Here is a 25,843-nt window from a genome sequence, read left to right as displayed (position 1 = left end):
ATGTGACGGCCGCGCCGCCGGGGCCGGCCGTCCTCAGGAGAATTCACGGCGCTCCGGCCGGTTCCGTGGAGACGCCGGGGTCAGGGGACCTCGGTGACGAGAAGGTCCGCCCGGGCGGTGCCGCCGCCGTAGACGCCGACCCAGACGTCGTAGACGCCGGACATGGGCTTGTCGAAGCGGATCTCGGCGTTGTTCGACTGCCAGCCGTCGTCGTCGCAGGACCACTGGCCGTCAGGGCCGTTGATGACCAGGGTGGTGTCGGTCGAGGACTGCGAGCGGAACACCAGCGGCAGCGAGCCGGCGGTGTAGGTGACCTGGTAGTCGGGCGCGACGGCGATCGATCCCGAACAGGACGAGGAGACGTTCGAGGCCGGAACCGACCCGCCGGCGGTCAGGCTGACGCGATGCGGGTCCGGGGTGAAGCCGTTGCGAAGGCTGACCTCGCCATAGGTGGCGCGCAGGCTGGCGTCGGGCATGGCGGAGGAGTCGTCCGGATCCGGGCCCGAGTCGTCATCGGACAATTCGGAGATGTGCAGGGTCGCCGAGGCGGTGCCGCCGCCGAACGTCCCGACCCAGATGTCGTAGGTTCCCGACCGCGGCGAGTTGAAGGTGACCTGCGGATTGAGCCCGCCGTTGGAATCGTCGTCGCAGTACCACTGGCCGTCCGGGCCGTTGACCACCAGGGTCGTGTCGCTGTCGGCCTGGGCGTAGATGTAGAGGGGCAGGGAGCCGGCCGTATAGGTGACCTCGTAGTCCGGCGCGTTGGCGATGGATCCGGTGCAGGGCGAGCCGATGCGCGAAGCGTCGATGGAGCCCCCGGCCGTGATGCGGACCGAATGCGGATCGGGCGTGAACCCCGAGCGCAGTCGCGTCTGGCCGTAGGTGGCGGTCGCAGACGCATCCTGCGCCGCAGCGCCCGTTGCGGACGCGAGCGTGGCCGCCAGAGCGGCGATGAGAAGCTTTTTCATGACCCCGAACTCCCGGATATCCCGGATATGAGGATGACACGCGGACCGGGCGTCAGCAACGCCGTTCGCCTCCCGCGCATCCACACTTGGCGGAACGGCCCGGCTCGCCCTACTTCCCGAACATGACGAAGGTTCTGATCATAGGCGCGGGACACGCGGGCGGTACGGCGGCGGCCCTGCTCAGGCAGTACGGATTCGACGGCGAGGTGGTGCTGGCGGGCGAGGAGCCGGCCCCGCCGTACCAGCGGCCCCCGCTGTCCAAGGCCTGGCTGAAGGGAGAGGCGGAGCTGGAGGACGTGCTGCTGCGCCCGGAGAGCTTCTACGCCGAGCAAGACATCGAGCTGCGTACCGGCGTCACGGCCACGGCGATCGATCCGGGGGCCAAGACGGCGACGTTCGCCGACGGGACGGTCGAGGCCTGGGACGTGCTGATCCTGGCGACGGGATCGACGGCGCGGAAACTGGCCCTGCCTGGCGCGGACAGGTGCGACCTGCTGGAGCTGCGCACCCTGGCGGATGCGCAGAAGCTGAAGGCGGCGCTGGGTCCGGGCAAGACGCTGGCGGTGGTCGGCGGCGGCTATGTCGGGCTGGAGGCGGCGGCCTCGGCGCGGGCGCTCGGGGCCGGGGCGGTGGTCATCGAGCGAATGGATCGCGTTCTGGCGCGGGTCGCCTCGCCGACGCTGTCGGCCTTCTTCACCGAAAGGCACCGGCGCGAGGGCGTGGAGATCATGACCTCGGCCGAGGTCACCGGCTTCGAGCCGGAGGGCGTGCGGCTGGCGGACGGGCGGCGGGTCGAGGCGGACGCGGTGCTGGTCGGGGTCGGGGCGCTGGCCTGCGATTCGCTGGCGCGGTCGGCCGGGCTGACCTGCGACAACGGCGTGGTGGTGGACGAGAACGCGCGGACCTCGGATCCGGCGATCTACGCCATCGGCGACATGACCTTCCGGCCGATCCCGGCCATGGGGGGGCTGCGCCATCGGCTGGAGAGCGTGCCCAACGCGCTGGAGCAGGCCAAGCAGGCGGCGGCGGCGATCGCCGGCCGGCCGGCGCCGGCCCCCGAGGTGCCGTGGTTCTGGTCGGACCAGTACGACATCAAGCTGCAGATCGCCGGCCTGGCCGAAGGGGCGGACCGGCAGGTGATGCGCGGCGACCCGCCCTCGGGCGCCTTCGCGGTCTTCCACCTGAAGGGCGACCGGATCGTCTGCGTCGAGGCAGTGAACGCGGCGGCGGAGTTCATGGGCGGCCGGCAGATGATCGGCCGGGGAACCCCGGTGGACCCGGCGCGACTGGCGGATATGGCCGTTCCGATCAAGCAGGTGGCCGCCGGCTGAACCGGCGGAATCGGACCTCTGCGGTTGCATCTGCGCCGGGATAGACACGGCTCGCGCGATTCGGTCAGAGTAGACCCCGAACGGAGGCTGCAGTGCGAAGCATGAGTCGACGAGCCGGGTTGGCGGGTTGTCTCGCCCTGTTCGCGGTCGCGGGCGTCGGGGATTTGGAGGCGGCGGCGCAATCGGCCGCGCCCGGCGACGGGACAGCCCCCCTCCTGACGATCACCGGCCAGGTGCCCGGGGAGCTCGGCGAGGGTTTCCTCGTCGAGCGTTCCGCCGAGGCGTTCTGCGGCGGGCGACCTGTCGAACCGCTGCGGCGGGAGATACTGGCCCCGCGGATCTTCAGCGAGGCCCCGCGGCCGCCCGGCGCTCCCCCGGCGGCGGCTCCGGCAGCGCTCGCGCCCGACGTGCTGACTTTCGCCATCGATGGCGAAGGCCGGCCGCTGTCCATCAGCCGGAGCGTCAGGAGCGATGGCCTCGTGGTCATCTCCGGCGGCCCCGACATGGATGTGCAGGCCGCGTTCGCGTCCTGGCGATTTCCTCGACGCGCCCTGTCCGACTGCGAGTTCATCGTCCACTCGCGGCGGGTGCGCCTGGGCGACGCCGCCCCGGCGCAGGTCGCCCACGCCCTTGTGTCGGGCGATAACCGCCGGCTCGCGCCCGCTATCCGCCGCGCCCTGTCGCGGCCCGGCGACGCGTGCGAGACGCCGCCGCGACTGGAGTCCGCCGCGGCCCCGAACCGGCGGCGAGGCCGCACGGCGCCGGGCGGGCGGGACTGGGCAGCGGTCCGCTTCGACATCGACGAAACCGGGACCACCAGGGCGATCGAACCCCTGGCCTCCTCGGGCGACGACGAGTGGGACGCCGAGGTCGCCCGCGCCGTGGCCGAAACGACCTTCGGCGCCGGGCCGCGTCGCGGCTGCATCGTGGGCTTCTCGCGCGCCGGTGACGACCTTCCCGCGCCCTTCCCGCCCCCGGAGGTCGGCGAGCTGAACAGATGTTCCGCGGAGCAGCGCGCGCGTCTGAAGCTGGACCGGCTCACCTACCCGGAAGCCTTTTCGAAGCGAGCCATCGAGGGCTGGGCCATCGTGCGGTTCAGTCTGGCCAGCTGGGGCGCGGTCGGCGGTGTGGAGGTTCTCGAGGCCCAACCCGCCTCCGCCTTCGGCGAGGCGGCGGCGCGTCTGATCCGCTCCGGCTCGGTCGAGCCGGGTCCGGATCACGCGGCGGGGTGCGTGGACCGGGTGATCTTCCGCATGCCCGACGAGGGGGAGCGGCCGAATGTCGACTAGGGGCCGGCTCCGCCCGACCGTCGCGGTGGGAGCCGCGGTCGCCTTGGCCGTCGCGGGCGGGCCGGCCTGGGCCCAGGCCGATCCGGCGTCGGCGCCGCGGCTTTACGTTCCGGAGGCCGCCGCGAGCTGTTCGGACCAGCCGGTCACGCCGGTGTTCTCGACGTCTTTCGTGCCGCTCGGCCCGGCGGAGCTGCGGCCCGGGCTCGATGCGGCGGCGACCGGCCTGATCGAGTTCAGCGTCGACGCCGCCGGGCGTCCCGTGGACATCGTCGCGCCCGCCGAGGCGAACACGGACGTCTTTCCGAACGTGCGCGAGGCCAGCGAAGCGACGTTCGCCGCCTGGCGCTTTGCACCGGGGCCGCGCGAGGGCTGCCGCCTGCGCATGGTCTATAGCGCCATGGGCGTCGCAACCGCGCCCGCTTCGGTCCTCGCCGCCTACTTCGGCGGCAATCGGCGCAATGGCCCCCTGCGCGACGCGGTTCGCCGCAGGCTGGCCGGAGAAGACGCGTCCTGCGAGGAGGGGGCCGAGGCGCGCAGCTACGCGGTTCCGAATTTCGACGCGCCCGGCAAGCGGCCGGGCGTGCAGGACTGGTCCGTGGTCCGCTGGTCGGTCGCCGACGGCCGCGTCCGGGATGTCGAGATCGTCGCTTCTTCCGGCAGTCCGCCCTTCGACGCGGAGGTGGCGCGGGCCACGGGGCAGGCGCGGCTGGCGCCGGGGGCCGCACGAACCGGGTGCGTCTACAACTGGTATCGCCGCGGTCTGACCCTCCCGGCGCCCGCCATGCCGCCGCCGCCCTCCGACGGGCAACAGCACTGCCCGGCCGCCGTGCTCGCGGACTGGCGGCCGCAGGCCCTGGCAGGCCCGGAGGCGTTCCGCATGGCCGGCGTGGAGGGGTGGGCCCTCGTCCGTTTCGACATCGCGCCGTGGGGCGAAGTCGGCAACGTCCGGCTGATCGGGGCCCAGCCGGCCCGGGCCTTCGGAGAGGCCGCGATGAACATGGTCCGGCGCGGCCGGGCCGCACCCGGCGAAGGCGCGGTCGGCTGTGTGCAGCCGGTGGAGTTCCGCATCGCGGACTAACGATCGGGTCCGCCCGGAATTCTTGCGAGTGTGTCGCAATTGCGGTTGCGGCATCCGGCGAAGGTGATAATGCGAGCGGCTCGCATCTGAACCTTCGCCGGACCTCCGCCATGACCGACCGCGCCGACGCCCTTCGCGCCCTCCTGTTCGCCTCAACCGCCGCGGGCATGCTGGCCGGCGGGCCGGCGCTGGCCGGGGAGCCGGGGCCGGCGGCCGATCCGCAGGACGCCACCAACCTCGGCACCGTCACCGTCACCGGCCAGCCCGCGGCGCGGGAGCCGCAGTCGCCGGAGTTCGTCGCGCCGCTGGTCGACATGCCGCGGTCGGTCACCATCATCCCGCAGCAGATCATCGAGCAGACAGCGGCGACCTCGCTGCAGGACATCCTGCGCACCTCGCCGGGGATCACCTTCGGGGCCGGCGAGGGCGGCCAGCCGCTGGCCGACCGGCCGTTCATCCGCGGCCAGTCGTCGGGCAACAACGTCTTCGTGGACGGGATCCGGGACTCGGGCGGGCAGCAGCGCGAGGTGTTCAACCTCGAGCAGGTCGAGGTCATCAAGGGGCCGGACGCGGTCTATTCCGGCCGCGGCTCGGGCGGGGGCAGCATCAACCTGTCGTCCAAGACGCCGCGGCTGACCGCATTCACCCGCGTGGGGCTGGGCGTGGGGACAGACGGTTACCTGCGCGGGACGCTGGACCAGAACTGGCGGCTCGGCGAGACGGGCGGGCTGCGCCTGAACCTGATGACGGCCGAAGGCGACGTCCCGGGTCGCGAGGCCGTCGACTACGACCGGTGGGGCCTGGGCCTGTCAGGCGCGATCGGGCTGGGGATGGGGACCACGGCCACGCTGAGCTACTACCACCTGACCTTGGACCAGATGCCCGACTACGGCATCCCGCTGTTCACCAAGATCGGGACGCGCACGACCGACAGCGGGGTGCTGGATGTGCCCTACGACAGCTTCTACGGCCTGACCGCGCGGGACTACCTGACCAACGAGGTCGACAGCCTGACGCTGGAGGTGGAGCACCGCATCAGCGACGCCCTGTCGATCCGGAACGTGACCCGCTACGCCGAGACGCTGAACGACTATGTGGTGACCAATCCGGGCGACGGCGGCCCGGCGCGGGAGATCGGCGGCGAGTGGTGGATGAAGCGCGGGACCAAGTCCCGCTGGAACCCGACCGCGACCTTCGCGAACGTGGTGGATGTGTACGGGAAGGTCACGGCGGGCGGGCTGACCCACAGCTTCGACGTCGGCGCCGAGTTCAGCCGCGAGATCAATCGCAACGCCTCGTACACGGTGACGACGACGGGCGGGACCGTCTGCCCCGCGCCGCTGACCGGCCTCGACTGCACGCGGGTGTACCATCCGGACCCGTCCGATCCGTGGACGGGGACGATCGCGCGCGGCGTCGAAACGCACTCCAACACCAACACGCTCGGCCTGTACGCCTTCGACTCCATCGCCATCGGCGAGCGCTGGGTGCTGAACCTCGGCCTGCGCCACGACAGCTACGAGGTCGACGGGACGGCGCTGGCGCGGGGCGCGACGACGCCGACGGTCGAGCAAGGGTCGTGGGACTTCGTCAACTACCAGGCCGGGCTGGTCTACAAGCCGTCGGAGACCACCAGCGTTTACGCCTCCTGGGCCACCGCCTCGACGCCGCCGACGGTGTCGGCGGGCGACCAGAACGGCGTCGGGGGCGAGGGCTCGGGCAATCTGGCGGGCGAGCTGCTGGATCCGGAGGAGAGCGAGAGCGTCGAGATCGGGGCCAAGGCCGTCCTGTTCCACCATCGCCTGTCGCTGAGCGCGGCCCTGTTCCGCACCGTGCGCCGCAACGCGCAGATCCAGGTCTCGCCGGGGATCTTCGAACAGGCCGGGGAGGCCGAGGTGCGCGGGCTGGAGTTCGGCGTGTCGGGCAACATCACCCGCGCCTGGCAGGTGTTCGGCGGCTACACCTGGATGGACTCCGAGCTGGTCTCGGGCGCCTACAACAACGTCAATGTCGGCGATCCGCTGGCCAATACGCCGCAGCACAGCTTCAGCCTCTTCACCACCTACCGGGCGACGCCGCGGCTGGCGCTGGGCGGCGGCGTCTATCATGTCTCGGACAGCTTCGGCGGCAACCAGGGCGAAGCCGGCGGCGGCAGCAACCGCATCTACGCGCCGGCGTACACGCGGGTCGACCTGTTCGCCTCCTGGGACCTGACCGACAACGCCAGCCTGCAGCTGAACGTCCAGAACGCCGGGGACGAAGCGTACATCCTGCGCACCAACGGCGTGCACCACGCCGACGTGGCCCCGGCGCGGCAGGCCATCCTGTCCCTCAACCTGCGCTACTGACCGCCATGCTGCTGCACATCCCGGGCGTCTTCACCAGGGACGAGGTCGCGGCGCTGCGGGCGCGGCTGGACGCCGGCGACTGGGTCGACGGCAACGTCACCTCGGGCCACCAGTCGGCGACCGCCAAGGTCAACCGCCAGCTGCCCGAGGAGTCGCCCGAGGCGAAGGAGGTCGGCGCCCTGGTGCTGCAGGCCCTGAACGCCCATCCGATGTTCGTCTCTGCGGCCCTGCCGCACACCGTCTTCCCGCCGCTGTTCAACCGGTACGAGGGCGGCGAGCACTTCGGCGTACACGTCGACAACGCCATCCGGCAGCGGGGGGCGGTGCGCATCCGCAGCGACCTGTCGTGCACCCTGTTCCTGTCGGAGCCCGGGGACTACGACGGCGGCGAACTGGTCATCGAGGAGATGTACGGGCCGCAGACGGTCAAGCTGCCGGCCGGCGACCTGGTGCTGTATCCGTCCAAGAGCCTGCACCGGGTGACGCCGGTGACGCGCGGCGCGCGCGTGGCCAGCTTCTTCTGGCTGCAGAGCCTGGTGCGCGACGACGCCGACCGCGAGACCCTGTTCCGGCTGGATGTGGCGATCCAGCGGGTGACGCTGGACAAGGGGCCGAAGGATCCCGCCGTGCTGGAGCTGACCGCCGTCTACCACAACCTGTTGCGACGCTGGTCGGAGGTCTGAGGCGGAGGGGGGCGTCGGGTGTGGCCCTCTTCGGCGCCGGCCTGCTGAAAGTCGCCATACGGGCGGAGCGCAGAGGTCGGATCCCGACCCGTTGCGGACATTCAGTCGCCGAGGCGATCTCCTGCTTCTCGGCTCCGACGGCGAAGCTCGCGCCTCGCCAATAGGCCGTCGCTCCGGCGCAGGCCGTCGTGAATACAGGACCCGGCTCCTGTGACGCTCCTTGGGCGCGACATACGAAGCCGCCGCCCCTTTCCGGGAACGGCGGCTTACTGCTGTTCCGAGGACTTCGCCTCGCTTCAGCCTGCTCAGGCTGAGCCTTGATCGAAGATGACGACCGACGCCGCGTCGATCTCCTTCGCGTCCCAGAGGTCGGCGGTGTCGAGCGAACCGTACACCGAGACGCGATCTCCCCGGTCGGCAAGGACAGGGCCCGGAAGGGCCGAGGTGTCGATCTGCAGGTTAGTCGCGCCGAGGTCGAGAACCATCTCCTTCTCCGTCTGGTCGACGGAAACGACCTCGCCGGTGACGCCCAGCCAGTCGCCCTGCTCCGGCACGTCGATCAGCGCGAGCCCAGTGATGTCGCCTTCTTCGTCCGCGCCACTGGCCCAGAAGCGCTCCTGAAGGCGCGAGCTGTAGACCGACGAAGCTTCGATTGAGCGCCGCTCCCAGAAGCTGTCGTCGATCTTGCCGGAAACCGTGACCCAATCACCGGCCCGCAGCGGCTGTGTGGAGTCCGACAGGAAGCCATCGAACTCGACCGGGATCGACCGAGAGCCGATATCCATGCTGAAGCCGCGCGGTGTGACGTTGCTGATGTCGCCAGTCACCGTCACCCACGCGCCGTCGGTGCCCGAGGCGGCCGGCGTCGCCGTGCTTTGGGCGGCCTGGGCAGTGGTCCCGGATGTGGAGCCCGGCGCGGACTCTTCGGCACAGGCGGCGACAGATGCGCCCGAAAATGCAAGCGCTATGAGTACGGATGCAGTATTCCTCATCATCGGTCCTTTCGCATACATGAACAACAGAAGGCAGCGTCAGAAACGCGCCTCACCATCAAGGTCGATTGTGATCAGCCCCGTCCGGCTAACAGCCCCCTCGGGCAGCCGTTCCGATTTTTTGTTCACGTTCCCTTGAGATTAGGCGGTCAAGTGGTTGCGGCGGCATTTGCCGGTGATCGATCAACATGCACTCCATGCAGAGCGAAGTGCAGGCTTTCGCTGCCAGCTGAGAGGTGTGGACTGGTTCTCGCCGCGGGCCGAATGTCTGTTCCAGGCGTAGAGACGCCGTTCAGACATTGGGTGCGTACGCTGCCCACCCATAGCCGCCCATCGGATCGTCCCGTCGCGGCGACGCCCGCCGCCCCCGGCGGAGCATTCGGGTCAGTACACGTCGCGGCGGTAGCGCCCCGTCTCCAGCAGCTCCAGCACCCGGTCGGCCCCCAGGGCGGCCTCCAGCGCCGCGTGCACCCCGGTCGACATGCCCTCGAGGCTGCCACACACGAGCACGCTGGCGCCCCGGTCGATCCAGCCCCGCAATTCGCCGGCGTGTTCCTCAATGAGCGCCTGGACGTAGCGGCCGTCGCCCGGCTCGCGCGAGAACACGCGATCCAGACGGGTCAGCCGCCCCGAGCTGAGGGCGGCCTGCAGCTCGGCGTCCAGCCAGGCGTCATGGGCGCGGCTGCGCTCGCCCCACATCAGCCAGGCGCCGCCGTGGCCGCCCTCCGGCCGGGCGCGCAGGTGGCCGCGGAGGCCGGCGAGGCCGGTGCCGGCGCCGATGAGCACGATCGGCGTCTCCGTTTCCGGGCCGTGGAAGCTGCGGTTGGTCCGCAGCCGCATGTCGACCTCGTCGCCGACCGCCAGGCCGTCGGTCAGCCAGCCGGAGGCGAGGCCGGGGGAGCCGTCGTCGCGCACCACCCGGCGGACGATGAGCTCGACGCGGCCGTCGGCGGGGAGGGAGGCGACCGAGTATTCGCGGCTGGCCCGGGCGGCACCGTCGAGAGGCGGCAGGCCGATCTCGGCGATGTCGCCGGCCTGCCAGTCGGGGACGTGTCCGACGGGTTCGAAGGCCAGCAGCCAGGCCCCGCCGCCGGGGCTGCCCGGGTTCAGCCGGGTGCGCCCGGCCAGCCGCCAGCGGTCGAAGGCGGCCGGGGCCCAGTCGGCGGCGACCGGGGCGCCCGCGAGGGGGGCCAGCTGATGCTGCCAGTGGCGGACGGCGCCGGCGTCGCCGTCGTCGACCTCGACCCGGTCGAACAGGGGTTCGGCGCCGGACCGGCGCAGCCAGGCGTCCAGCGCCCGGCCGAAGCCGCAGAACTGAGCGTAGGAGCGGTCGCCGAGCGCCAGGACGGCGTAGCGCAGGCCGGCGAGGTCGGCGGGGGCGGCCATGTGCCGGCGCACGAAGCGGGAGAGGCTGTCCGGGGCGTCGCCCTCGCCGGTGGTGGCGGCGACGATCAGCACCCGACCGGCGGTCTTCAACGCGGCCGGATCGAGGTCGCCGAGCGCGGCGACACGGACCGGCGTTCCGGCTCGCGACAGGGCGTCGGCGGTCATCCACGCCAGCTGCTCGCCCAGCCCGGTCTGGCTGGCGAAGGCGACCAGGACGGCCTCGACGCCGGTCTCCCCGACGAAGCCCTGGGCGCGGGCGGCGGCGCGGCGGCGAGCGCGAGCCCGGACGAAAGCGACGGCGGCGATCGACAGCAGCCACAGGGCGACCGCGGCCCCCGCCCACAGCCAGCGCACCGGATCGGACGTCACGCGGCCTCGTCGAGCATCGACTGGAAGGCGGGGGTGACGATCTCGGTCAGGCCGGAGTCGCCCCGCACCACGAAGGCGGCGGCGAGGTTCATCGCGTCGGCATAGGCAGGCCCCTCGACGGGTCCCATGACAGCGAGCGCGGTGGCCATGGCGTCGGCGGTCATGGCGGCGTCGGCCAGCACCGTCACCGAAGCGACGCCGTTGTCGAGCGGCCGCCCGGTGCGGCCGTCGATGGTGTGGCCGTAGCGTCGGCCGTCGTGGTCGAAGCCGCGGATCCAGTCGCCGGAGGTGGCGACGGCGAGGTCTAAGAGGGCGACGAGGGTGCGCGGAGCCGGCGCCCCGGGAGCCTGCTGCAGCTCCACCCACCACGGCTGGCCGTCCGGCTTGACGCCGCGGCCGCGCAGTTCGCCGCCGATCTCGACGAGATGGTGGGTCGCGCCGAGGTCGGCGAGGAGGTCGGAGAGGCGGTCGACGGCGTGTCCCTTGGCGAGGCCGGAGAGGTCCAGCTTCATGCCGCCGACCTGCTGCACCGCGCGCATGGCGCGGTTCAATCGCAGACCTTTCCAGCCGGAGACGGCGAGCGCGGCCGCGACCTCGTCGTCGGATGGCAGGTCGCCGGCGGCACGGCGGCCGGGCGGGCCGAAACCCCACAGTTCGACCAGCGCGCCCAGCGTCGGATCGACCGCGCCGTCGGTGTCGTCCGCGAGGTCCAGCGCGGCGTTGAGCAGGGTCCAGAAGGGCTCGGACACGGCGTAGAAGCCGGGCGGCGCGCCGTTGAAGCGGGCCAGCTCTGCGCGTGGGTCCCAGTGGCTGAACAGGCCGACGAGGCGGGCCAGCTCGTCCTCGATCGCCGCCTGCGTCGCCACGACATCCAACCCGGGCGGCGGGACGATCCGCACGCCCCATCCCGTACCCATGGTCTGGCCGGACAGGTCGACAATCGACCCCCCGGGCGGGGCCGAAGGGGCTCGCCCGTGGGTCGGGATCAGGACGCGGTTGTCAGCCGGGGCGGTCAGGGGAGGACTTCCAGCACCGCCACGTACTGGGCGTTCGAGGCCATTGCGTCACCCTGCGCCGGGGCGCGCACCGAGGCGTTCAGCCAGTACATGCCGGGCTCCGGCCAGGTGACCGTGAAGGAGCCGTCGGCGCCGGTCGTGACGGTCATCTCTTCCGGGTTGTCGCGGTAGCGCGTGCCGCCGCGGGCGATGGTCACCTGCACGCCGCTGGCGGCGACGCCCTCGTTGGAGAGCCTGAAGGTGGCCGGCTCGCCGGCGACGAGGTCGTTCGGGTGGGTGACCGGGATCATCACCAGGCCGTCGGCCGGCTCAGCGAACACGGTATCGGTCGGCGCGCCGAGGGTGACGAAGGTTTCGATGCGGTTGGAGGTGCGGGTGGCGACCACGTCCGTGGCGCCGGCGGGGAGGGCGCCCGGGAACTCCGACGCCTGGCCGCGCCAGCGCTTCTGCTCGCCGTTCTCGGTGTACGTCGCCATGACGCCGCTCATGACGTTGGCGACCTTGTACGTGCCGGGTTGCGTCAGGTGCAGGTCGAAGCTGGAGCGGTAGCGGGCGCGGTGCAGGTTCTCGGGCTGGAGCGTCGCTCCGTCGGGGGCGGTGACGATCAGGCCTGCCAGATTCATCGGGGCGTGATCGGGAATGAAGACGCCGTTCGACATGCCGGCGTCGAAGCCGACCCAGGCGCTGTCGCCGGAGAGGACGGTCGAGGTCGGGGCCAGCCAGGCGCGGTGGGCCTGGGCCGACATCGGGATGGCCAGGGCGGCGAGGGCCGCGACGAGGGCGAGGGACTTCTTCATGGCGGGCTTCCTCTAGCGGGTGACGGAGACGGAGACGGCGCCGAGTTCGGTGGAGCCGGCGACGCGGCCGGTGTTCGGCGCGCCCCAGCGGAAGGGCACGCGCACCACCTCGCGGCCGCCCAGCTCCCGGGCGGCCTCGACGACCATGACGTAGTCGCCGGCGGGCAGGTTCGACAGCCGCGCGCCGGGGACACGGATGGTGTGCGTTCCGGGGGCCTTGGTGGCGCTGGAGACGCCATCGGCGGGCAGGATCATCGACCGGCCGCCGCGCCGCCACCATGTGCGCATGTCCTTCAGCCAGTCCTTGCCGTCGCCTTCGCGGTTGGCGGTCTGCTGGTACCAGACCGCGAGGGTGCGCACGGCGGTGTTGTCAGGCCGCTCGATCCACACGGCGACGTAAGGCCGATGGTAGGCGGCGACGTTGAGCCGCGGGACGGTGACGGAGACGCTGAGGTCGGCGGCCAGGGCGGGCGTGGCGGCGGCGCCGGCGGCGACGGAGACTAGGGCGAGGGATAGCTGACGCATGAACGGCCTCAGTGAATGAACAGCAGGGCGATGATGACGGGGACCAGGACGCCGAGCCCCAGCAGCGGCCAGGTCGAGGGCCGCTGGCGGGCGTGCATCCAGGCCAGGGCGAAGCCGGTGAGGGCGAAGACCACGCAGGCCACGGCGAAGAGGTCAATGAACCAGTACCAGACCGGTCCGGTGTTGCGGCCCTTGTGCAGGTCGTTGGCCCAGGCGACCCAGCCGCGGGTGGTGCGCTCGCGCAGGGCCTCGCCGGTGGCGCGGTCGAGGGTCAGCCAGCCGTCGCCGCCGGGCTCAGGGAGGGCGACGTAGATCTCGTCGGCGGTCGTCTCGGTGGGGCGGCCGGCGATCTGGACGTCGAGGGCCTCGGCGGCCCAGCGGGCGACGGCGTCCGGCGCGGGATCGGTGGTCTCTTCCGGGAAGGCGGCGAGGCGCGCGAGCAGGGGCGCGGGCAACTCCGCGGTGGTTTCGACCACCACCGGCTTCGCCGGAATCTGCGCGGCGTGGTTGAGGGTGATCCCGGTGATCGCGAACAGCAGCAGCCCGGCGAGGCTGACAGCCGCCGAGATCCAGTGCCACTGGTGCAGTTGCTTCAGCCAGAACGACCGGCGGGCGTTCAGGGCGGCTTTCGGTCTCGGGGCGGCGGCGGTCACGTCCGGCTTGTGCCGAACCTGCGAACGATTTGCAATATCCCTTGATCAGCGCGAGAGGCGGAGCCCCACCCGGACGGTCCGCGGTGGTCCGTAGCCGGCCACGCCGGTTCCGGTCTCGGCCACCTCCACCGCCTCGTCGAACAGGTTGTCGGCGGCGAGATAGAGGTCGACGCCGGGACGCACAGCCCAGTCCGCGCGCACGGCCGCGGTGACGGCGCCCTCCAGTACGCGGCTGTTGAGATCGTCCTCGTAGCGGTCGCTCTCCCAGCGGAGGTCGGCGGCCAGGGCGAGCCGTCGGGTCGCCCGCCAGTCGAGTCCGGCCACGGCGGTCCAGCGCGGCGCCTGGGCCGGCCGCAGGCCGGTCAGCTGCGGGGCGGAGGCTCCACCGTCCACCTCGGCGTCGGTGAAGGCGGCGGCGGCGCGCAGCGACACGTCCTCGGTCAGCTCGAGGCGGCCGTCGACCTCTATGCCGGTCGCGGCGATGGTTCCCGCATTCCGGCGCTGGCGCAGCACCCCGCCGGCGGGGACGAAGCCGGCGCGGGGGAAGGTCCCCGGCCCCTCGGCGATCGTGACGTTGACGATGGCGTCCTCGATCTCGTTGCGGAACACGGTGGCGGAGATCGACGCGCGCTCCCCGGTCCAGCTCCAGCCGGCCTCGATCCCGCTGAGCCGCTCGGGCTCGAGCGCCGCGTTGGCCTCGGTGATGTCATTGCCGACGCGGAAGGGGCGGTGCAGCTCGTTCAGGGTGGCGGGCCGGAAGCCGGAATAGGCGGCGGCGCGAAGCGCGTGGCCGCCGCCGAGCTCGCGACGGGCGGCGAGGCGGGCGCTGACCACCTCGCCCGAGCGGTCGGGGTCGGTCTCGTCCAGGGTCGGCGCGCCGGTGGCGAGGTCGAACTCCCGGCGCAAACCGTCGCGGTTCGCCCAGCGGTCGGCGCGCAGGCCGCCGGCGACCAGCCATGGTCCCGAGCTCCACGAGCCTTCGGCGTAGAGGCCGGCCACCGAGCTCTCGCCGCCGGCGACGCGGCCGCGGGTGAAGCCGGCCCCGAGATTGCGGAACCGCTCGCGGGTCTCGCCCTCGAACACGCGGGCGTCGGCGCCGAGCTCCCACTCGACGCGGGCGATGCCGCTGACGATGACCCGCCGCAGGGCCGCATTGGCGCCCCAGCCGACGGCCGGGGTCTCGAACTGGTGGTTGGCCGGGGTGGCGCTGGAGCGGTCGTCGGCGAGGGCCACGAAGACGTTCTCGAGGTCGCTCTCGCGCCGCCAGAGCTGCAGCCGCCAGCCGGGACGGTCGCCGTCCGGTGCGGCCGCGGCGGTCGCAGACAGGACGTTGCCGCTGGCGCGGGCGCGGGAGTTCTCTACGCCGGAGCCGCGGTCCTCCTCGAAGGCGGCGGCGCGCAGGGACACCGTCGCCGGCCCCGCCGGCAGGTCGGCGCGCAGGGCGGCGCTCCTGACCTCGAGATCCAGCGGCGCGTCGGCGGCGCCGGCGGCCGGGCCGCGCACCGGGACGTAGCCGTCGCTGGTTTCGTAGAGGGTCGACCCGACCAGGCGGGCGGGGCCGAGATCGGTCGCGCCCGACGCGGCCAGGCGGGCCCCGCCGCGCTCCGCGACGGAGCCGTCGACGGTCCAGCCCGCATCGCGCTCGCGCAGCTGGATGACGCCGGTCAGGGCGCCCGCGCCGTAAGGACCCGCTCCGGCGCCGCGGACGATGTCGAGGCCGGACAGGCTTTCGGTCGGGACCTGGGACCAGATCACCCAGCCGCCGAAGGGATCGTTGAGCGGCACGCCGTCCAGGGTGACCAGGGCCCGGCCGGCGCCTGACGGGGCGATGGCGCGCAGCGATATGCCCTGGGTGGTCGGGTTGGCCGCAAGGCTGGACGTCCGGCGGAACAGGGAGACGGCCGGCACGGAGGCGAGGGCCTCGTCCAGCCGCGGCTGGTCGCGCAGGTCCGTTCCGTCGAGCCGGATGACGGAGAAGGCGGCCTCGGAGGCGGCGGGCGGCAGCCGGGCGCCGGTGACGACGACCTCGGGCAGTTCGGGGGGCGGGGGAAGCTGGAGCATGAAGCGCTACAATACCTCTCCGCTCGAACGGTTGCCCGGATCAGCCCAGCCGCGCCAGAAGATCGGCGGCGAAGGTCGAGAGGGTGTCGTCGCGCGCGCCCATGATCACGATGCGGTCGCCGGGGCGGGCGAGCTCGACAAGGCGGTCGCCGCAGGCCTCGCGGGTGGGCAGGGCCTCGGCCTGGCGGCCGGCGGCGCGGACGCCCTCGGCGATGTCGCCGGAACTGACCGAGCGGTCGGTGGTCCCGCCGTAGTAGACCGGCTCCGGCATCAGCAGCACGTCGTCGGGCCGCAGCAGGCCGGCGAAGCCTTCGATGAACTCGCGCTTCATCAGCTTCAGCGGGCCGAAGCCGTGCGGCTGGAACAGCACCAGCAGGCGGCCGTCGAAAGCGTGCAGGGTCTTGAGGGTGGCGGCGATCTTGTCGGGGTTGTGGGCGAAGTCGTCGATGACGGCGACGCCGTTCGCCGCCCCGACCGTCTCCATCCGGCGGCGGATGCCGGCGAAGGTCTCCAGCGCGGCGACCGCCTCGTCCAGGGGCACGTCGAGGGCGCGCACGGCGGCGAGGGCGGCCAGCGCATTGGCGACGTTGTGGGCGCCGGGCACCGCGAGAGTGACGGGGCGGCGGGCGCCGGAGGCGCGCTCGGCCAGCTCAAACCGGATGCCCGTCGCCAGCGGCTCAAGGTCGTGGGCGGCGAGGTCGGCGGCGTCGTTCCCGAGCGCGAAGGTCAGCACGGCGTCGCCGCGGCCGGTCTCGACCATGCGCTGCGCCAGCGCCGCCGTCTCGGGGTTGTCGAGGTTGAGCACCGCCGTGCGGGCCCGGGCTGTGAAGCCCCCGAACAGGTCGCGCAGCTCCTCCATCGACTTGTGGTCCAGCGAGATGTTGGAGACCACGGCCACGGTCGGGTCGTAGCGGGCGATGGAACCGTCGGACTCGTCGACCTCGGAGACGAACAGGTCGGGGCCGCCGACGAGGGCGCTGGCGAAGGGGTGGTCGGCGTCGGCGAAATTCTTCATCACCGCCCCGTTCATGACCGTCGGCGCGCGGCTGGCCCGATGCAGCATCCAGGCGATCATGCCGGTGATGGTCGACTTGCCCGAGGTGCCGGCCACGCCGATCGAGGTCGGGGCGGCGTTGAACAGCTGGCTGAGCAGTTCGGGACGGGTGACGATGCGCGCCCCGGCGCGACGGGCGGCGCCGATGTCGGGCACCGTGTCCTCGACCGCGCCCGTGGCGACGACGATCTGCTCCGGACGGGTCACCCCCGAGCCATCCTGCGGGTGCAGGGTCACCCCATGCGCCTCGAGCCACGCGAACTTCTCCGGCGTCCGGCCCTGGTCGCGCGAGCGATCGGAGCCTGCGATGCGGTTCCCTTGCGCCTGCACGATCATCGCCAGCGGCAGCATGCCCGAGCCGCCGACGCCGCAGAAGAAGTAGTCGTTCGCCATGGCCGCTGAGTAGAGGCCGAACGGGTCGAGGGGAAGGGATTGGTTCGCGCGGGCGAGGCGCTCTATGAAGGACGCGCACAGTCCCGGGGGCGCGTCTTGAAGATCGGCATCGTCAACGCCAGTTCGCGCTTCAGCCGCGAGCGCGGGGAGGCCGTCGAGGCGTGGTTCGCGACGAACGTGCCGGACGGCTCGGTGAAGGTGGTGTTCCACCCGGCCAGCTTCGGCAAGCACGGCCATTTCGGCGGCGACGACGCCAGCCGGGCGCGGGCCTTCGTGGAGTTCGCCAACGACCCGCGGCTGGACGCGATCTGGTTCGCGCGGGGCGGCTACGGCTCGTGCCGCATCGCCGAGGCGGTGTTGCCGCAGCTGACGGAGACGGCGCGCAAGAAGCGCTATCTCGGCTATTCCGACGCCGGCAGCCTGCTGGCCGGGCTGTACAGGGCCGGGTTTCCGCACGTGGCGCACGGGCCGATGGCCTCGGACGCGGTGCGGCGCGACGCGACGGCGTGGCGGGCCCTGAACTGGCTGAAGACCGGCGATCCGGCTTCGTGGGAGCCCTCCCTGCACGACGACCCCCGACCCGCCGCGGCCTTCAATCTGACCATCCTCGACCAGTTGATGGGCACCTACCTCGAGCCGGACCTGAGCGGGCATGTGGTCATGCTGGAGGAGGTGTCGGAGGCGCTGTACCGGGTCGACCGGATGATGTTCCACCTGACCGCCCAGCCGGGGATGCGGAACGTCGCCGGCATACGGCTGGGGCGGGTCTCGGACATCACCCCCAACGATCCCGAGTTTGGCCTCAGCCCGGAGCAGATCGTCCGCTACTGGTGCCAGAGGACCGGCATCCCCTTCCTCGGTTCCGCGGACATCGGCCACGACGGCGACAACAAGGTGGTGCCGTTCGGCCCGCGCTGAGCGCCGCCTCGGCGGCGGCCGTTCGCGCCGGCGGAGAATGCGGTCGACAGCGGCGTTGCGGGGGCGCTGGATATGTGTGGACGGCCCCATGCGCAGGGCCGCGCGACGCCTTTCGGGGATGGGGGCTCGCGGACGGACCGGCCGGCGTCGGGGGGCGCCGGCCGGCCGTCGACCCCGCCGGCGACTGGCGCCGACGCAGGCCACGCGCCATGTTCGCCGGGATGAACCGCCGCAGCCTTCTGATCCGCGCCGCCAGCCTGGCCGCCGTCGCCGGCGGGGCCTGGTGGGTGCGCGAGAACCTGGTCTGGCCGGCGCCCGAACTGGCCTTCGGCCCCGGAGGCGCCACCGCGTGGATGCGCTACGGCCGGCGCTCGGCGGCCCCGACCGTGCCGGTGACTCTGGGCGGACGGACGGTGGCGGCGCTGATCGACAGCGGGGCCCAGTATTCGGTGATCCACCGCGGCCTGTTCGAGCAGCTTCCGCCGGCGGAGCGCTCGATCTTCGACATGCCGCTGGTCGCCTACGGCGTCGGCGGGGGCGCGCAGATGGGGCGCGGGACCACGCTGGAGCTCGCCCTGCCGGGACTGACGGTGCGCGGGCTTCGCGCCGCCATCCTCGACCTCGGCCCGCTGGCCGCCGAGGACGGGCTGCGCACCCCCCTGATCATCGGCCAGGACGTGCTGGGCGAGGCGGTGCTGGCCCTCGATCCGGCGCGGCGGCAGGTGCGGCTGATCGACCGCGCCGCCTTCGTTCCGCCGCCCCAACTGGCGCCGACGCCGGTGCGGCGATCGGGCACGGCCCTGTTCGCCGAGGTGACGGTGGAGGGCACGCTCGTCGAGGCGGTGGTCGACACCGGAGCCTCCGCCCTGCTGGGCCTCAGCCGGGAGGCCGCTGCCGGCGCGGGACTTCTGGACGGGCGGCAGACGGAGACAGGGGTCAGCCTGGTGCTGGGCGGCATGGTCGAATCGCTGGTGGTCGAGGCGCAGACCGTCACCTTCGCGGACCACCTGTATCGCGGCGTGGCTGTGGGAGTGTTCGACCAGCCGCCGCTGCCGAACTTCCCCGGCGGGCTGGTGGGCATGGGGGCGTTCGCCGGCCGCCGCGCCGCCTTGGACCTCGGACGCGGACAACTGCTGATCTCGCGGCCGCTCGACCTGACGGTCGGCTGATTACAGGGCGGCGAAGGTGTCGCAGGCGGCGGGGTCGCCGGTCTGGTAGCCGCGCCTCAGCCACTCCTGGCGCTGGGCCGAGGAGCCGTGGGTGAAGCCTTCCGGCACGACCCGCCCGCCCTGGCGGCGCTGCAGCGCATCGTCGCCGATGGCCGAGGCGGTGCGCAGGCCCTCTTCGAGATCGCCGGCGGTCAGCGCCACCTGACCATTGGAGACCGCGGCGGCGTTGGCGGCCCAGACGCCAGCGTAGCAGTCGGCCTGCAGCTCCAGCGCCACCGAATAGCGGTTGGCCTCGGCCTCGCTGCCGGCGGCCTGTTGGGCGCGCCGCACCTGCTGCGAGGCGCCGGTCAGGGTCTGCACGTGGTGGCCGTACTCGTGGGCGATGACATAGGCGCGCGCGAAGTCGGCGCTGGAGGCCCCCAGTTGCGTCTCCATCTGCCGCCAGAAGGACAGGTCGAGATACACGCGCTGGTCGGTCGGGCAGTAGAACGGGCCCATGGCCGACTGGCCGAAGCCGCAGCCGGTCGAGGTGCCCTGCTCGTAGAGCACCACCGTTGGCGGGCGGTAGCCCTGCAGGTGCTGTGACCAGACGTCGTCGACATTGGCCCCGATGACGTCGACGAACAGCCCGGCCTCGTCCTCCGGCGTGCCGCGCTCGCCCTGCTGCGCCGCGCCGACGCCGCCCAGCTGGCTGGTGATCTGCTGCGTGGTCGAGGGGTCGATGCCGAAGACGAAGTAGCCGATGGCGGCGATGACCAGGGCGCCGATGCCGCCGCCGGCCAGACCGACGCCGCCCATGCCGCGGCGATCCTCGATGTTGCCGCCGCGCCGTCCGCCCTGCCACCGCATCGACGATCTCCCTCTGGTCCGAAGCCAAGCCGGAACGCAGCAAGGGCAGAAAGGGATGCGCGGGCTTCAGTCCGGACGCCGGTCGAGCCAGGCGTCGATCTGGCCGACCCCCTCCGCAGCGGCCCGGCGCCGAGCCGCGGCGGCCTCCCGGGCGGCGCGTTCCTCCTCCGGCGTTCGCAGCGCCGGAGGCGTGGCGGGAAGGTACGGCTCCGGCTGGCGGCGCGCCTCGATCTCCAGACGGGTCAGGCGGCTGTCCAGCGCCTGCCGGCGGGCTTCAGCTTCGCGCTGGTCGGCGCGGGCGCGCAGGCGCTCCATCTCCAGCCGGTGCTGGTCGGCCTGCCAGCGGTGGCGCTGGTAAGCGTCGAGCGGCGGGACCTGGGCCGCGGCCGGCGCGGCGCAGAGGAGGGCGGCGAGGGCGAGGAGGCGGGTCATGCCGGAAAGATGCGCCTGCGACCTTCGATCGCCAAGCGGAGCCGCAACCCGACCGGCCGCGAGCGGTTGTCCAAGAGCATCCCGTATCACAGACCAAGGAGCCGCCATGAGCCGTCTCAACGGAAAGACCGTCGCCGTCCTCGCCACCGACGGGGTCGAACAGATCGAACTGCTGGAGCCGGTGAAGGCGCTGAAGGCGGCGGGCGCGGCCGTCGAGGTGGTGTCGCCCAAGGACGGCGAGATCCAGGGCTTCGAGCACCTGACGCCGTCGCAGAAGATCCCCGTCGACCGGTCCCTGAAGAACGCCGACGCCTCGGCCTACGACGCCCTGCTGTTGCCCGGCGGCGTGGCCAATCCCGACCAGCTGCGCGGCGACGAGAGCGCCGTCGCCTTCGTCCGCGCCTTCTTCGACGCCGGCAAGCCGGTGGCGGCGATCTGCCATGCGCCGTGGCTGCTGGTGGAGGCAGGCGTGGCCGAGGGGCGCACCCTGACCGGCTACCACACCATCCGCACCGACCTGAGGAACGCCGGGGCCACGGTGGTGAACGAGGCGGTGGTGGTCGACGAGGGGCTGGTGACCAGCCGCTGCCCCGACGACATCCCGGCCTTCAACGCGAAGATGATCGAGGAATTCGCCGAGGGCCGCCACCGCGAGCAGGCCAGGGCGGCCGCCGAAACCCCGCAACCGACGGCACACTGAAGGAGGATGACCATGCACGAGGAACAGCAGGTGCGCGAAGGCGAACCGGGCTTCGGCCGCGAGGAGGACCTGGAGGCCGCGCGCCGCACGGGCCGGCCGGCGGAAGCCGAAATGGACGCCGATCCCAAGGCCGCGGCGAAGGATCCGATCACCGTCTCGCCGGATCCGGACGCCGAAGAGAACCGCTAGAGGGCCCAGACGGCGGAGCGCTTGACCTCCTGGTCCTCCAGCTCACGCGTCGTCGGCACGCGGTATTCGGCGAGGAAGGTCAGGCCGTCGCGCGGAAAGTAGGTGCGCCCGGGGTCGCCGATGAGCACCCGGGCGCCGTTCGCGTTCGCCTGCGCCAGCCACGCCAGCACCCGTTCGGTCATCGGCCGTTCGTAGCAGACGTCGCCGGCGCAGATGACGTCGACGTCCGGCGGCGGGGCGTCGAGCAGGTCGTCGGCGGTGAAGTCGAGCGCCACCACGTTGGCGGCGGCGTTGGCGGCGACGGCGGCGGCGCAGAAGGGGTCGATGTCGGCGCACAGGACGGACGCCGCGCCGGCCTTCACGGCCGCGATCCCGACCAGGCCGGAGCCGGCCGCGAAGTCGAGCACGCGCCTGCCGGCGACCTCGTGCGGCTGATCGAGCAGGTAGCGCGCCAGCGCCTGTCCGCCGGCCCAGGCGAAGGCCCAGAAGGGCGGCGGCAGGCCGAGCTCGCCCAGCTCCTCCTCGGTCAGCCGCCAGATCGGCGTCACCTCGTCGGCCAGGTGCAGCGAGATCTCCGGCGCGTGCGGCACGGGCTGCAGCCGGGTGTTGGCGGCGATGAAGGCGGCGGGGTCGGCGATCACGCGCGGCCGCTGGCGGTCTTCAGCACCTCGACGTAGCCGTCCGCCACCTCCATGCGCGCGCCCTGCGGCGTGGCGCGGACGGCGCGGTGCAGGGCGGGCAGCTTCCAGCAGGGCACGTGCATGAACAGGTGGTGCTCGGCGTGGAAGTTGACCCAGTAGGGCGCGATGAAGGCGCGCTCCCACCACGAGGCGCGGGTGGTGCGGGCGGCGCGGAAGGGGTCGGTCGCCGAGCCCTCGACGCAGGCGTGCTCGGCGATGTTCCTCAGCCGGGTGACCATCGGGAACCAGGTCGCCAGCGGCAGCAGCCACAGCGCGAAGTACGCCCACCAGAGACCGAGCAGGCTGAGCCCGACCAGCAGGCCGAGGTTGAACAGCAGGAAGGGCGCGACGGACCGGCCGGTGACGACGGCGCCCTCGGCGATGTCCTCGTCCCGCTGGCTCGCGAACGCCCGGAAGAGGAACAGCACCCGCTGCTTGAAGAAGGTCTGGCCGGTCAGGTCGCGGATGATCTTGCGGCGCAGCGAGGCCCGGGTGACGGGAAACGGGGCGGAGAGGACGAGGTCCGGGTCCTCGGGCTGCTGGGCGTATTTGTGGTGGCCGAGGTGGTAGGGGCGGTAGAGCCGCAGGGACGCTCCAACCGGCACGGCGCACAGCCAGTGGCCGAGGAAGTCGTTGAGCTTCGCATTCGGCGACAGGCCGCCGTGGGCCGCCTCGTGCATCAGGATGGCGAGGCCCAGCTGGCGCGTGCCGACGACGGCGATGCAGAGCGGGATCAGCCACGGCCATAGCGCGCCGGCGGCGATGGCGAGGGCGATCACGGTCCAGCAGTGGACGACCAGAAGCGGGCCGACCCACGCTGACCGCGCCTGGAACGGCGCCCAGGTGTCGGGCGTGAACAGGTCGGACGGACGGGCGCGGGGCGCGGCGGGCATGGGCGAAGGATACGCCCCGCGCCAAGGCTCGCAAGCGGGGCGCCGCATGTCAGGCCAGCCTTGCAAAAAGTCATGTTGACATGACATCTGGCAAATGTAAGGTGTGCATTACATCGCGTCAGGAGAACTTGTCATGTACGCCATCGGGAAGAACGGCACGCCGGCCGGCCGGCGCTACGTCATCCGCACCTTCGCCTTCATGGCTCCGTACGTCGCCATCAACGTCGCCGCCATGTTCGGAGCCTTCGACGAGATCTACGGAAAGCCCGCCGCCTGGGGACTGGCGCTGGCGGTTTCTGCGCCGGTGATCGGGCAGATCTGGGCGACCCTTTCGCTGATGAACGAGTCCGACGAGTTCATCCGCGCCCTGATCGCCAAACAGTTCGTGCTGGCGGCCGGGCTGGCCATGGCCATCGCCAGCGTCTGGGGGTTCGGCGAGAGCTACGCCGGCGCCTATCACCTGCCGGCCTGGATCATCTATCCGCTGTTCTGGGCCTGCTTCGGCGTGGTCGCTCCGTTCGTGCGGAGCAGCCGATGAAAAACCGCCTCAAGCTGCTGCGCGTCGAGCGCGGCTGGACCCAGGAGCAGCTCGGCCAGGCGCTGGGCGTCTCCCGCCAGGCGGTGAACGCGCTCGAGACCGAGAAGCACGACCCGTCGCTGGACCTCGCCTACCGCATCGCCGTGCTGTTCGCCCGGCCGGTGGAAGACATCTTCGAGAATCCCCACGCCTGATCGGCGCGGACGCAACCCCAAGGACATCGCCATGCTGCACCTCCGCCACCTCGTCGGGCGCTCCACCCTGCGCGCCCTGCTGTTCGCCTCCGCCGCCGGGCTTGCTGCGGGCGGCGCCCTCCTCGCCACCGACGTCCTGGCGGCGCCCGTCCGGGCGCAGGCCGCGGCCCCGGCCTTCGTCTCGGACCGGCTGTCGGTCGAGGTGGTCGGCTCCGGTCCGGACGTGATCCTGATCCCCGGCTTCGCGTCGTCACGTGAGGTGTGGCGGGCCGAGGCCGAGCGGCTGAAGGCCTCGCACCGGGTGCATCTGGTGCAGCTGGCCGGCTTCGCGGGAGAGCCGTGGAGCCACGGTGACGGGCCCTTCCTCGAGCCGATGATCGGCGAGCTGGCTCGCTACGTGCGCGAGGCGGGTCTGGAGCGGCCGGCGGTGGTCGGCCACTCGATGGGCGGGCTGACCGGGCTGATGCTGGCGCAGCGCCATCCTGAGCGGGTCGGGCGGGTGATGAGCGTCGACAGCCTGCCGTTCTTCAGCGCGCTGTACGGCCCGACGGCGACGGTGGAGACGGCGCGGCCGTTCGCCGAACAGACGGCCGCCGCGATCCGGAGCATGGACGAAGCCGCCTTCCGCGCGGGGCAGGTGCAGACCGACGCCACCATGGCCCGGAACGAGGCGACCCGGGCGGCCATGCTCGAGTGGTCGGTGGCGTCGGACCGGCAGGCGATGGCGGCGGCGATGCGCGACGTGATGACCACCGACCTGCGGCCGGGCCTCGCGACCATGTCCACCCCGGTGTGGGCGATCTACGCCGCGGACGCCGACGGCGGCGCGCCCGCGGGCATGGCCGACGGCCTTTGGGCGCGCGAGTACGCCGGCCTGCCCGGCGTGCGCCTGATCCGGGTCGACGGCAGCCGGCACTTCATCATGGCCGACCAGCCGGCCCGGTTCGCCGGGCTGGTGGATCAGTTCCTGGCGGACTGACGCGCGGCGGTCACCGTGGCCACATTGCCCGGGAGCCGGCATCCTTCGAGGGGGCTTTCCTCGCGGCCGGCCGACCCGTCCGTCAGCCCCAGGTCGAGACAGTCGGTGGCCTGGATCGGAACCGTATCGGCGATGACCAGGCCGCCGCCCTCGACGCAGTCCACCTCGATCACCGGGGTGAAATCGGGGGTGCGGGCCACGATCAGGGCGTCGGCCACCTCGCACTGGATGTCGGCGCGGTCGAGAAGCTCGCCGGCGGCCCGGCGCGTTTCCGGCCGCGACATGTTCACCTCGAAGGGCGTGGTCCGGCCCCGGTTCAACTCGCGCCGCGAACTGCGCAGCCGACTGGGCGTGGTGGACATCAGGCCGACGTCGGACGGATTGCCGAGGACGTCCCGGCGGCTGTTGCCCGGGCCTTCGTCGATTCTTCCGCTCGAGGGAGGCATCTGCGCGGCGGCGGGCGTCGCCGCGATCACGAGCAGTCCAGCCGCAGCCAGCAGGAGAAGTTTCATGTCCGACCTCCAGTCGGCGTGACGTCCCCGGCCCTCACCGGCTGGCCGCCGAATTCATCGATATATGACACAGCCAGCAGCGAACGAAAAGTTGTGGAGGGGATGGCGATCTCGTAGGCGCCCTCGGCATAGGGGCCGACCTGGTAGGGCCCGATCAGGAAGGTCAGCCCGCCCGCCTTCCCCTGCACCGTGCCGCGGGTGAGGACGAACGGCGTGGTCGCCGCCCGCGGACACGACCACTCGCCGCCGCCGAGGGTCAGGGAGGCGCTGTCCGGCACGCGGGCGCGCTTGGCGGCGTTGACGGCCGAGCAGAGCGCCTGGTCCAGCACCGTCAGGTCCACGCCCTTCCGGAACAGGTCAGCCAGCCCGATCTCGCGCTTCAGCGCCTTGTCCCACAGCACCCCGGTCGCGAGCGTGTTGGGATGGGCGCCGCCCGAGTAGTCGTAGTCGACCCGCTTCAGGCTGAGCAGCTTTCCGGTCTCTGCGGCGACGCTGTACTCCACGGTCTTGGCGTACGGCGGCATCGACTCGTCGAAACCGGCCTCGGTGCGCTCGCCCTGGGCTCCCTCGACGAACTGGCGCAGCTTGCGCACCTCCTCGCTGTAGAGGCGGGCGTGCAGATCCGGCTGGGGCTTCAAGCCCTCGGGCAGGGTCAGGCCGACCTCGGCCCAGGGCGTCTTCGACTCGAACCTCAGCGGGGCCGCGGCGTCGGCCGGGGTGACGGTCGCGGCGGCGCCGCGCGCGGCGGGGGCGGGTTCCGCCTCACGCTCGCGGTTGCAGGCGGCGAGCGTCGCGGCGACGGCGGCGGCGATCAGCAGCAGGCGGGCGGGTGCGGTCATGCGGAACT

The 25,843-nt window shown here is 72.3% G+C and carries 27 protein-coding genes; 12 read left to right on the top strand and 15 right to left on the bottom strand.

Annotated elements, in window-relative coordinates; translation table 11 throughout:
- Nucleotides 1-80: 80 nt before the first annotated feature.
- Nucleotides 81-968 (bottom strand): hypothetical protein, encoded by an 888-nt coding sequence (locus BM333_RS00335; protein WP_092306144.1) that lies wholly within the window; start codon nucleotides 966-968, stop codon nucleotides 81-83.
- A gap of 122 nt (nucleotides 969-1,090) precedes the next feature.
- Between BM333_RS00335 and BM333_RS00330 the strand changes: the two genes are divergently transcribed.
- From BM333_RS00330 to BM333_RS00310, 5 genes are all read left to right on the top strand, one after another.
- Nucleotides 1,091-2,299, top strand: a complete 1,209-nt coding sequence (locus BM333_RS00330) for an NAD(P)/FAD-dependent oxidoreductase (protein ID WP_092306143.1) — start codon at nucleotides 1,091-1,093, stop codon at nucleotides 2,297-2,299.
- A gap of 101 nt (nucleotides 2,300-2,400) precedes the next feature.
- The gene (locus BM333_RS00325) at nucleotides 2,401-3,588 is read left to right on the top strand and encodes a TonB family protein (protein WP_092306142.1); all 1,188 of its coding nucleotides are present in this window, start codon (nucleotides 2,401-2,403) and stop codon (nucleotides 3,586-3,588) included.
- Nucleotides 3,578-4,666, top strand: coding sequence for an energy transducer TonB (locus BM333_RS00320; protein ID WP_143105740.1), 1,089 nt, complete (start codon nucleotides 3,578-3,580; stop codon nucleotides 4,664-4,666). The genes BM333_RS00325 and BM333_RS00320 overlap by 11 nt, the downstream gene beginning before the upstream one ends.
- Before the next feature lie 110 nt (nucleotides 4,667-4,776).
- Nucleotides 4,777-7,014, top strand: coding sequence for a TonB-dependent receptor (locus BM333_RS00315; RefSeq protein WP_092306140.1), 2,238 nt, complete (start codon nucleotides 4,777-4,779; stop codon nucleotides 7,012-7,014).
- A gap of 5 nt (nucleotides 7,015-7,019) precedes the next feature.
- Nucleotides 7,020-7,697 carry a Fe2+-dependent dioxygenase gene (locus BM333_RS00310; protein WP_092306139.1) on the top strand — a complete coding sequence of 226 codons (678 nt, stop codon included), beginning with the start codon at nucleotides 7,020-7,022 and terminating at the stop codon, nucleotides 7,695-7,697.
- Nucleotides 7,698-8,002: 305 nt separating this feature from the next.
- Here BM333_RS00310 and BM333_RS00305 read toward each other — a convergent pair whose 3' ends face one another.
- From BM333_RS00305 to BM333_RS00270, 8 genes are all read right to left on the bottom strand, one after another.
- Nucleotides 8,003-8,716, bottom strand: coding sequence for a hypothetical protein (locus BM333_RS00305; protein WP_143105739.1), 714 nt, complete (start codon nucleotides 8,714-8,716; stop codon nucleotides 8,003-8,005).
- 357 nt (nucleotides 8,717-9,073) lie between these two features.
- Nucleotides 9,074-10,444 (bottom strand): sulfite reductase subunit alpha, encoded by a 1,371-nt coding sequence (locus BM333_RS00300; RefSeq protein ID WP_092306137.1) that lies wholly within the window; start codon nucleotides 10,442-10,444, stop codon nucleotides 9,074-9,076.
- A complete protein-coding gene (locus tag BM333_RS00295; protein WP_092306136.1) occupies nucleotides 10,441-11,361 on the bottom strand; it encodes an FAD:protein FMN transferase in 921 nt (306 codons plus the stop codon). Before BM333_RS00295 ends, BM333_RS00300 begins: the two co-directional genes overlap by 4 nt.
- Nucleotides 11,362-11,456: 95 nt before the next feature.
- Entirely contained in the window at nucleotides 11,457-12,257 is an 801-nt protein-coding gene (locus BM333_RS00290; RefSeq protein ID WP_092306135.1) for a DUF4198 domain-containing protein, read from the bottom strand.
- Nucleotides 12,258-12,269: 12 nt separating this feature from the next.
- Nucleotides 12,270-12,782, bottom strand: a complete 513-nt coding sequence (locus BM333_RS00285; protein WP_092306134.1) for a DUF2271 domain-containing protein — start codon at nucleotides 12,780-12,782, stop codon at nucleotides 12,270-12,272.
- Between the two features lie 8 nt (nucleotides 12,783-12,790).
- Nucleotides 12,791-13,435: a PepSY-associated TM helix domain-containing protein gene (locus BM333_RS00280; protein WP_092306133.1), complete on the bottom strand. Its 645-nt coding sequence runs from the start codon at nucleotides 13,433-13,435 to the stop codon at nucleotides 12,791-12,793.
- A gap of 45 nt (nucleotides 13,436-13,480) precedes the next feature.
- A complete protein-coding gene (locus BM333_RS00275) occupies nucleotides 13,481-15,496 on the bottom strand; it encodes a TonB-dependent receptor (protein WP_092306132.1) in 2,016 nt (671 codons plus the stop codon).
- Between the two features lie 40 nt (nucleotides 15,497-15,536).
- Nucleotides 15,537-16,943, bottom strand: coding sequence for a glutamate ligase domain-containing protein (locus BM333_RS00270; protein ID WP_092306131.1), 1,407 nt, complete (start codon nucleotides 16,941-16,943; stop codon nucleotides 15,537-15,539).
- Between the two features lie 96 nt (nucleotides 16,944-17,039).
- On the opposite strand from BM333_RS00270, the gene BM333_RS00265 reads away from it, so the two are divergent.
- A complete protein-coding gene (locus tag BM333_RS00265; RefSeq protein WP_092306130.1) occupies nucleotides 17,040-17,861 on the top strand; it encodes an LD-carboxypeptidase in 822 nt (273 codons plus the stop codon).
- A 209-nt stretch (nucleotides 17,862-18,070) separates the two neighbouring features.
- Complete coding sequence (locus BM333_RS00260) at nucleotides 18,071-19,030, top strand: aspartyl protease family protein (protein ID WP_245777093.1); 960 nt, start codon at nucleotides 18,071-18,073, stop codon at nucleotides 19,028-19,030.
- On the opposite strand, the gene ypfJ is transcribed toward BM333_RS00260, so the two are convergent.
- A complete protein-coding gene (ypfJ, locus tag BM333_RS00255; RefSeq protein ID WP_092306129.1) occupies nucleotides 19,031-19,879 on the bottom strand; it encodes a KPN_02809 family neutral zinc metallopeptidase in 849 nt (282 codons plus the stop codon).
- Nucleotides 19,880-19,945: 66 nt separating this feature from the next.
- Nucleotides 19,946-20,311 carry a hypothetical protein gene (locus BM333_RS00250; RefSeq protein WP_092306128.1) on the bottom strand — a complete coding sequence of 122 codons (366 nt, stop codon included), beginning with the start codon at nucleotides 20,309-20,311 and terminating at the stop codon, nucleotides 19,946-19,948.
- Nucleotides 20,312-20,417: 106 nt separating this feature from the next.
- On the opposite strand from BM333_RS00250, the gene BM333_RS00245 reads away from it, so the two are divergent.
- Together BM333_RS00245 and BM333_RS15820 are read left to right on the top strand one after the other, a co-directional pair.
- A complete protein-coding gene (locus tag BM333_RS00245; protein ID WP_092306127.1) occupies nucleotides 20,418-21,011 on the top strand; it encodes a type 1 glutamine amidotransferase domain-containing protein in 594 nt (197 codons plus the stop codon).
- Between the two features lie 12 nt (nucleotides 21,012-21,023).
- Complete coding sequence (locus BM333_RS15820; RefSeq protein ID WP_177221765.1) at nucleotides 21,024-21,200, top strand: hypothetical protein; 177 nt, start codon at nucleotides 21,024-21,026, stop codon at nucleotides 21,198-21,200.
- On the opposite strand, the gene BM333_RS00240 is transcribed toward BM333_RS15820, so the two are convergent.
- Nucleotides 21,197-21,838 (bottom strand): class I SAM-dependent methyltransferase, encoded by a 642-nt coding sequence (locus BM333_RS00240; protein WP_218151408.1) that lies wholly within the window; start codon nucleotides 21,836-21,838, stop codon nucleotides 21,197-21,199. The genes BM333_RS15820 and BM333_RS00240 overlap by 4 nt on opposite strands.
- Nucleotides 21,838-22,773: a fatty acid desaturase family protein gene (locus tag BM333_RS00235; protein ID WP_092306125.1), complete on the bottom strand. Its 936-nt coding sequence runs from the start codon at nucleotides 22,771-22,773 to the stop codon at nucleotides 21,838-21,840. The genes BM333_RS00240 and BM333_RS00235 overlap by 1 nt, the downstream gene beginning before the upstream one ends.
- Before the next feature lie 133 nt (nucleotides 22,774-22,906).
- Between BM333_RS00235 and BM333_RS00230 the strand changes: the two genes are divergently transcribed.
- The 3 genes from BM333_RS00230 to BM333_RS00220 are packed head-to-tail and all read left to right on the top strand — an operon-like array spanning nucleotide 22,907 to nucleotide 24,484.
- On the top strand, nucleotides 22,907-23,311 hold the full coding sequence (locus tag BM333_RS00230; RefSeq protein WP_092306124.1) for a hypothetical protein: 405 nt from the start codon (nucleotides 22,907-22,909) through the stop codon (nucleotides 23,309-23,311).
- Complete coding sequence (locus BM333_RS00225; protein WP_092306123.1) at nucleotides 23,308-23,505, top strand: helix-turn-helix transcriptional regulator; 198 nt, start codon at nucleotides 23,308-23,310, stop codon at nucleotides 23,503-23,505. The genes BM333_RS00230 and BM333_RS00225 overlap by 4 nt, the downstream gene beginning before the upstream one ends.
- A gap of 31 nt (nucleotides 23,506-23,536) precedes the next feature.
- Nucleotides 23,537-24,484, top strand: a complete 948-nt coding sequence (locus BM333_RS00220) for an alpha/beta fold hydrolase (RefSeq protein WP_092306122.1) — start codon at nucleotides 23,537-23,539, stop codon at nucleotides 24,482-24,484.
- On the opposite strand, the gene BM333_RS00215 is transcribed toward BM333_RS00220, so the two are convergent.
- Nucleotides 24,466-24,996 (bottom strand): hypothetical protein, encoded by a 531-nt coding sequence (locus BM333_RS00215; protein ID WP_092306121.1) that lies wholly within the window; start codon nucleotides 24,994-24,996, stop codon nucleotides 24,466-24,468. The two genes, BM333_RS00220 and BM333_RS00215, sit on opposite strands and share 19 nt — an antisense overlap.
- Nucleotides 24,993-25,835 carry a DUF3298 and DUF4163 domain-containing protein gene (locus tag BM333_RS00210; RefSeq protein WP_092306120.1) on the bottom strand — a complete coding sequence of 281 codons (843 nt, stop codon included), beginning with the start codon at nucleotides 25,833-25,835 and terminating at the stop codon, nucleotides 24,993-24,995. The genes BM333_RS00215 and BM333_RS00210 overlap by 4 nt, the downstream gene beginning before the upstream one ends.
- Nucleotides 25,836-25,843: the final 8 nt, after the last annotated feature.

The sequence above is a fragment of the Brevundimonas viscosa genome, assembly GCF_900116065.1.
GTDB classification, from domain to species: Bacteria; Pseudomonadota; Alphaproteobacteria; order Caulobacterales; family Caulobacteraceae; genus Brevundimonas; species Brevundimonas viscosa.
Note: the sequence above shows the minus strand (reverse complement) of the source record. Positions and strands in the feature narration are given on the sequence as shown.

Bases quoted from the DNA above. Each gene is read 5' to 3' on its own strand.
- BM333_RS00285 (WP_092306134.1), bottom strand. From the start codon at position 12,782: ATGCGTCAGCTATCCCTCGCCCTAGTCTCCGTCGCCGCCGGCGCCGCC.
- BM333_RS00315 (WP_092306140.1), top strand. From the start codon at position 4,777: ATGACCGACCGCGCCGACGCCCTTCGCGCCCTCCTGTTCGCCTCAACC.
- BM333_RS00330 (WP_092306143.1), top strand. From the start codon at position 1,091: ATGACGAAGGTTCTGATCATAGGCGCGGGACACGCGGGCGGTACGGCG.
- BM333_RS00225 (WP_092306123.1), top strand. From the start codon at position 23,308: ATGAAAAACCGCCTCAAGCTGCTGCGCGTCGAGCGCGGCTGGACCCAG.
- BM333_RS00290 (WP_092306135.1), bottom strand. From the start codon at position 12,257: ATGAAGAAGTCCCTCGCCCTCGTCGCGGCCCTCGCCGCCCTGGCCATC.
- BM333_RS00230 (WP_092306124.1), top strand. From the start codon at position 22,907: ATGTACGCCATCGGGAAGAACGGCACGCCGGCCGGCCGGCGCTACGTC.
- BM333_RS00310 (WP_092306139.1), top strand. From the start codon at position 7,020: ATGCTGCTGCACATCCCGGGCGTCTTCACCAGGGACGAGGTCGCGGCG.
- BM333_RS00295 (WP_092306136.1), bottom strand. From the start codon at position 11,361: ATGGGTACGGGATGGGGCGTGCGGATCGTCCCGCCGCCCGGGTTGGAT.
- BM333_RS00215 (WP_092306121.1), bottom strand. From the start codon at position 24,996: ATGAAACTTCTCCTGCTGGCTGCGGCTGGACTGCTCGTGATCGCGGCG.
- BM333_RS00250 (WP_092306128.1), bottom strand. From the start codon at position 20,311: ATGACCCGCCTCCTCGCCCTCGCCGCCCTCCTCTGCGCCGCGCCGGCC.
- BM333_RS00235 (WP_092306125.1), bottom strand. From the start codon at position 22,773: ATGCCCGCCGCGCCCCGCGCCCGTCCGTCCGACCTGTTCACGCCCGAC.
- BM333_RS00220 (WP_092306122.1), top strand. From the start codon at position 23,537: ATGCTGCACCTCCGCCACCTCGTCGGGCGCTCCACCCTGCGCGCCCTG.
- BM333_RS00210 (WP_092306120.1), bottom strand. From the start codon at position 25,835: ATGACCGCACCCGCCCGCCTGCTGCTGATCGCCGCCGCCGTCGCCGCG.
- BM333_RS00335 (WP_092306144.1), bottom strand. From the start codon at position 968: ATGAAAAAGCTTCTCATCGCCGCTCTGGCGGCCACGCTCGCGTCCGCA.
- BM333_RS15820 (WP_177221765.1), top strand. From the start codon at position 21,024: ATGCACGAGGAACAGCAGGTGCGCGAAGGCGAACCGGGCTTCGGCCGC.
- BM333_RS00260 (WP_245777093.1), top strand. From the start codon at position 18,071: ATGTTCGCCGGGATGAACCGCCGCAGCCTTCTGATCCGCGCCGCCAGC.
- ypfJ (WP_092306129.1), bottom strand. From the start codon at position 19,879: ATGCGGTGGCAGGGCGGACGGCGCGGCGGCAACATCGAGGATCGCCGC.
- BM333_RS00245 (WP_092306127.1), top strand. From the start codon at position 20,418: ATGAGCCGTCTCAACGGAAAGACCGTCGCCGTCCTCGCCACCGACGGG.
- BM333_RS00325 (WP_092306142.1), top strand. From the start codon at position 2,401: ATGAGTCGACGAGCCGGGTTGGCGGGTTGTCTCGCCCTGTTCGCGGTC.
- BM333_RS00320 (WP_143105740.1), top strand. From the start codon at position 3,578: ATGTCGACTAGGGGCCGGCTCCGCCCGACCGTCGCGGTGGGAGCCGCG.
- BM333_RS00275 (WP_092306132.1), bottom strand. From the start codon at position 15,496: ATGCTCCAGCTTCCCCCGCCCCCCGAACTGCCCGAGGTCGTCGTCACC.
- BM333_RS00270 (WP_092306131.1), bottom strand. From the start codon at position 16,943: ATGGCGAACGACTACTTCTTCTGCGGCGTCGGCGGCTCGGGCATGCTG.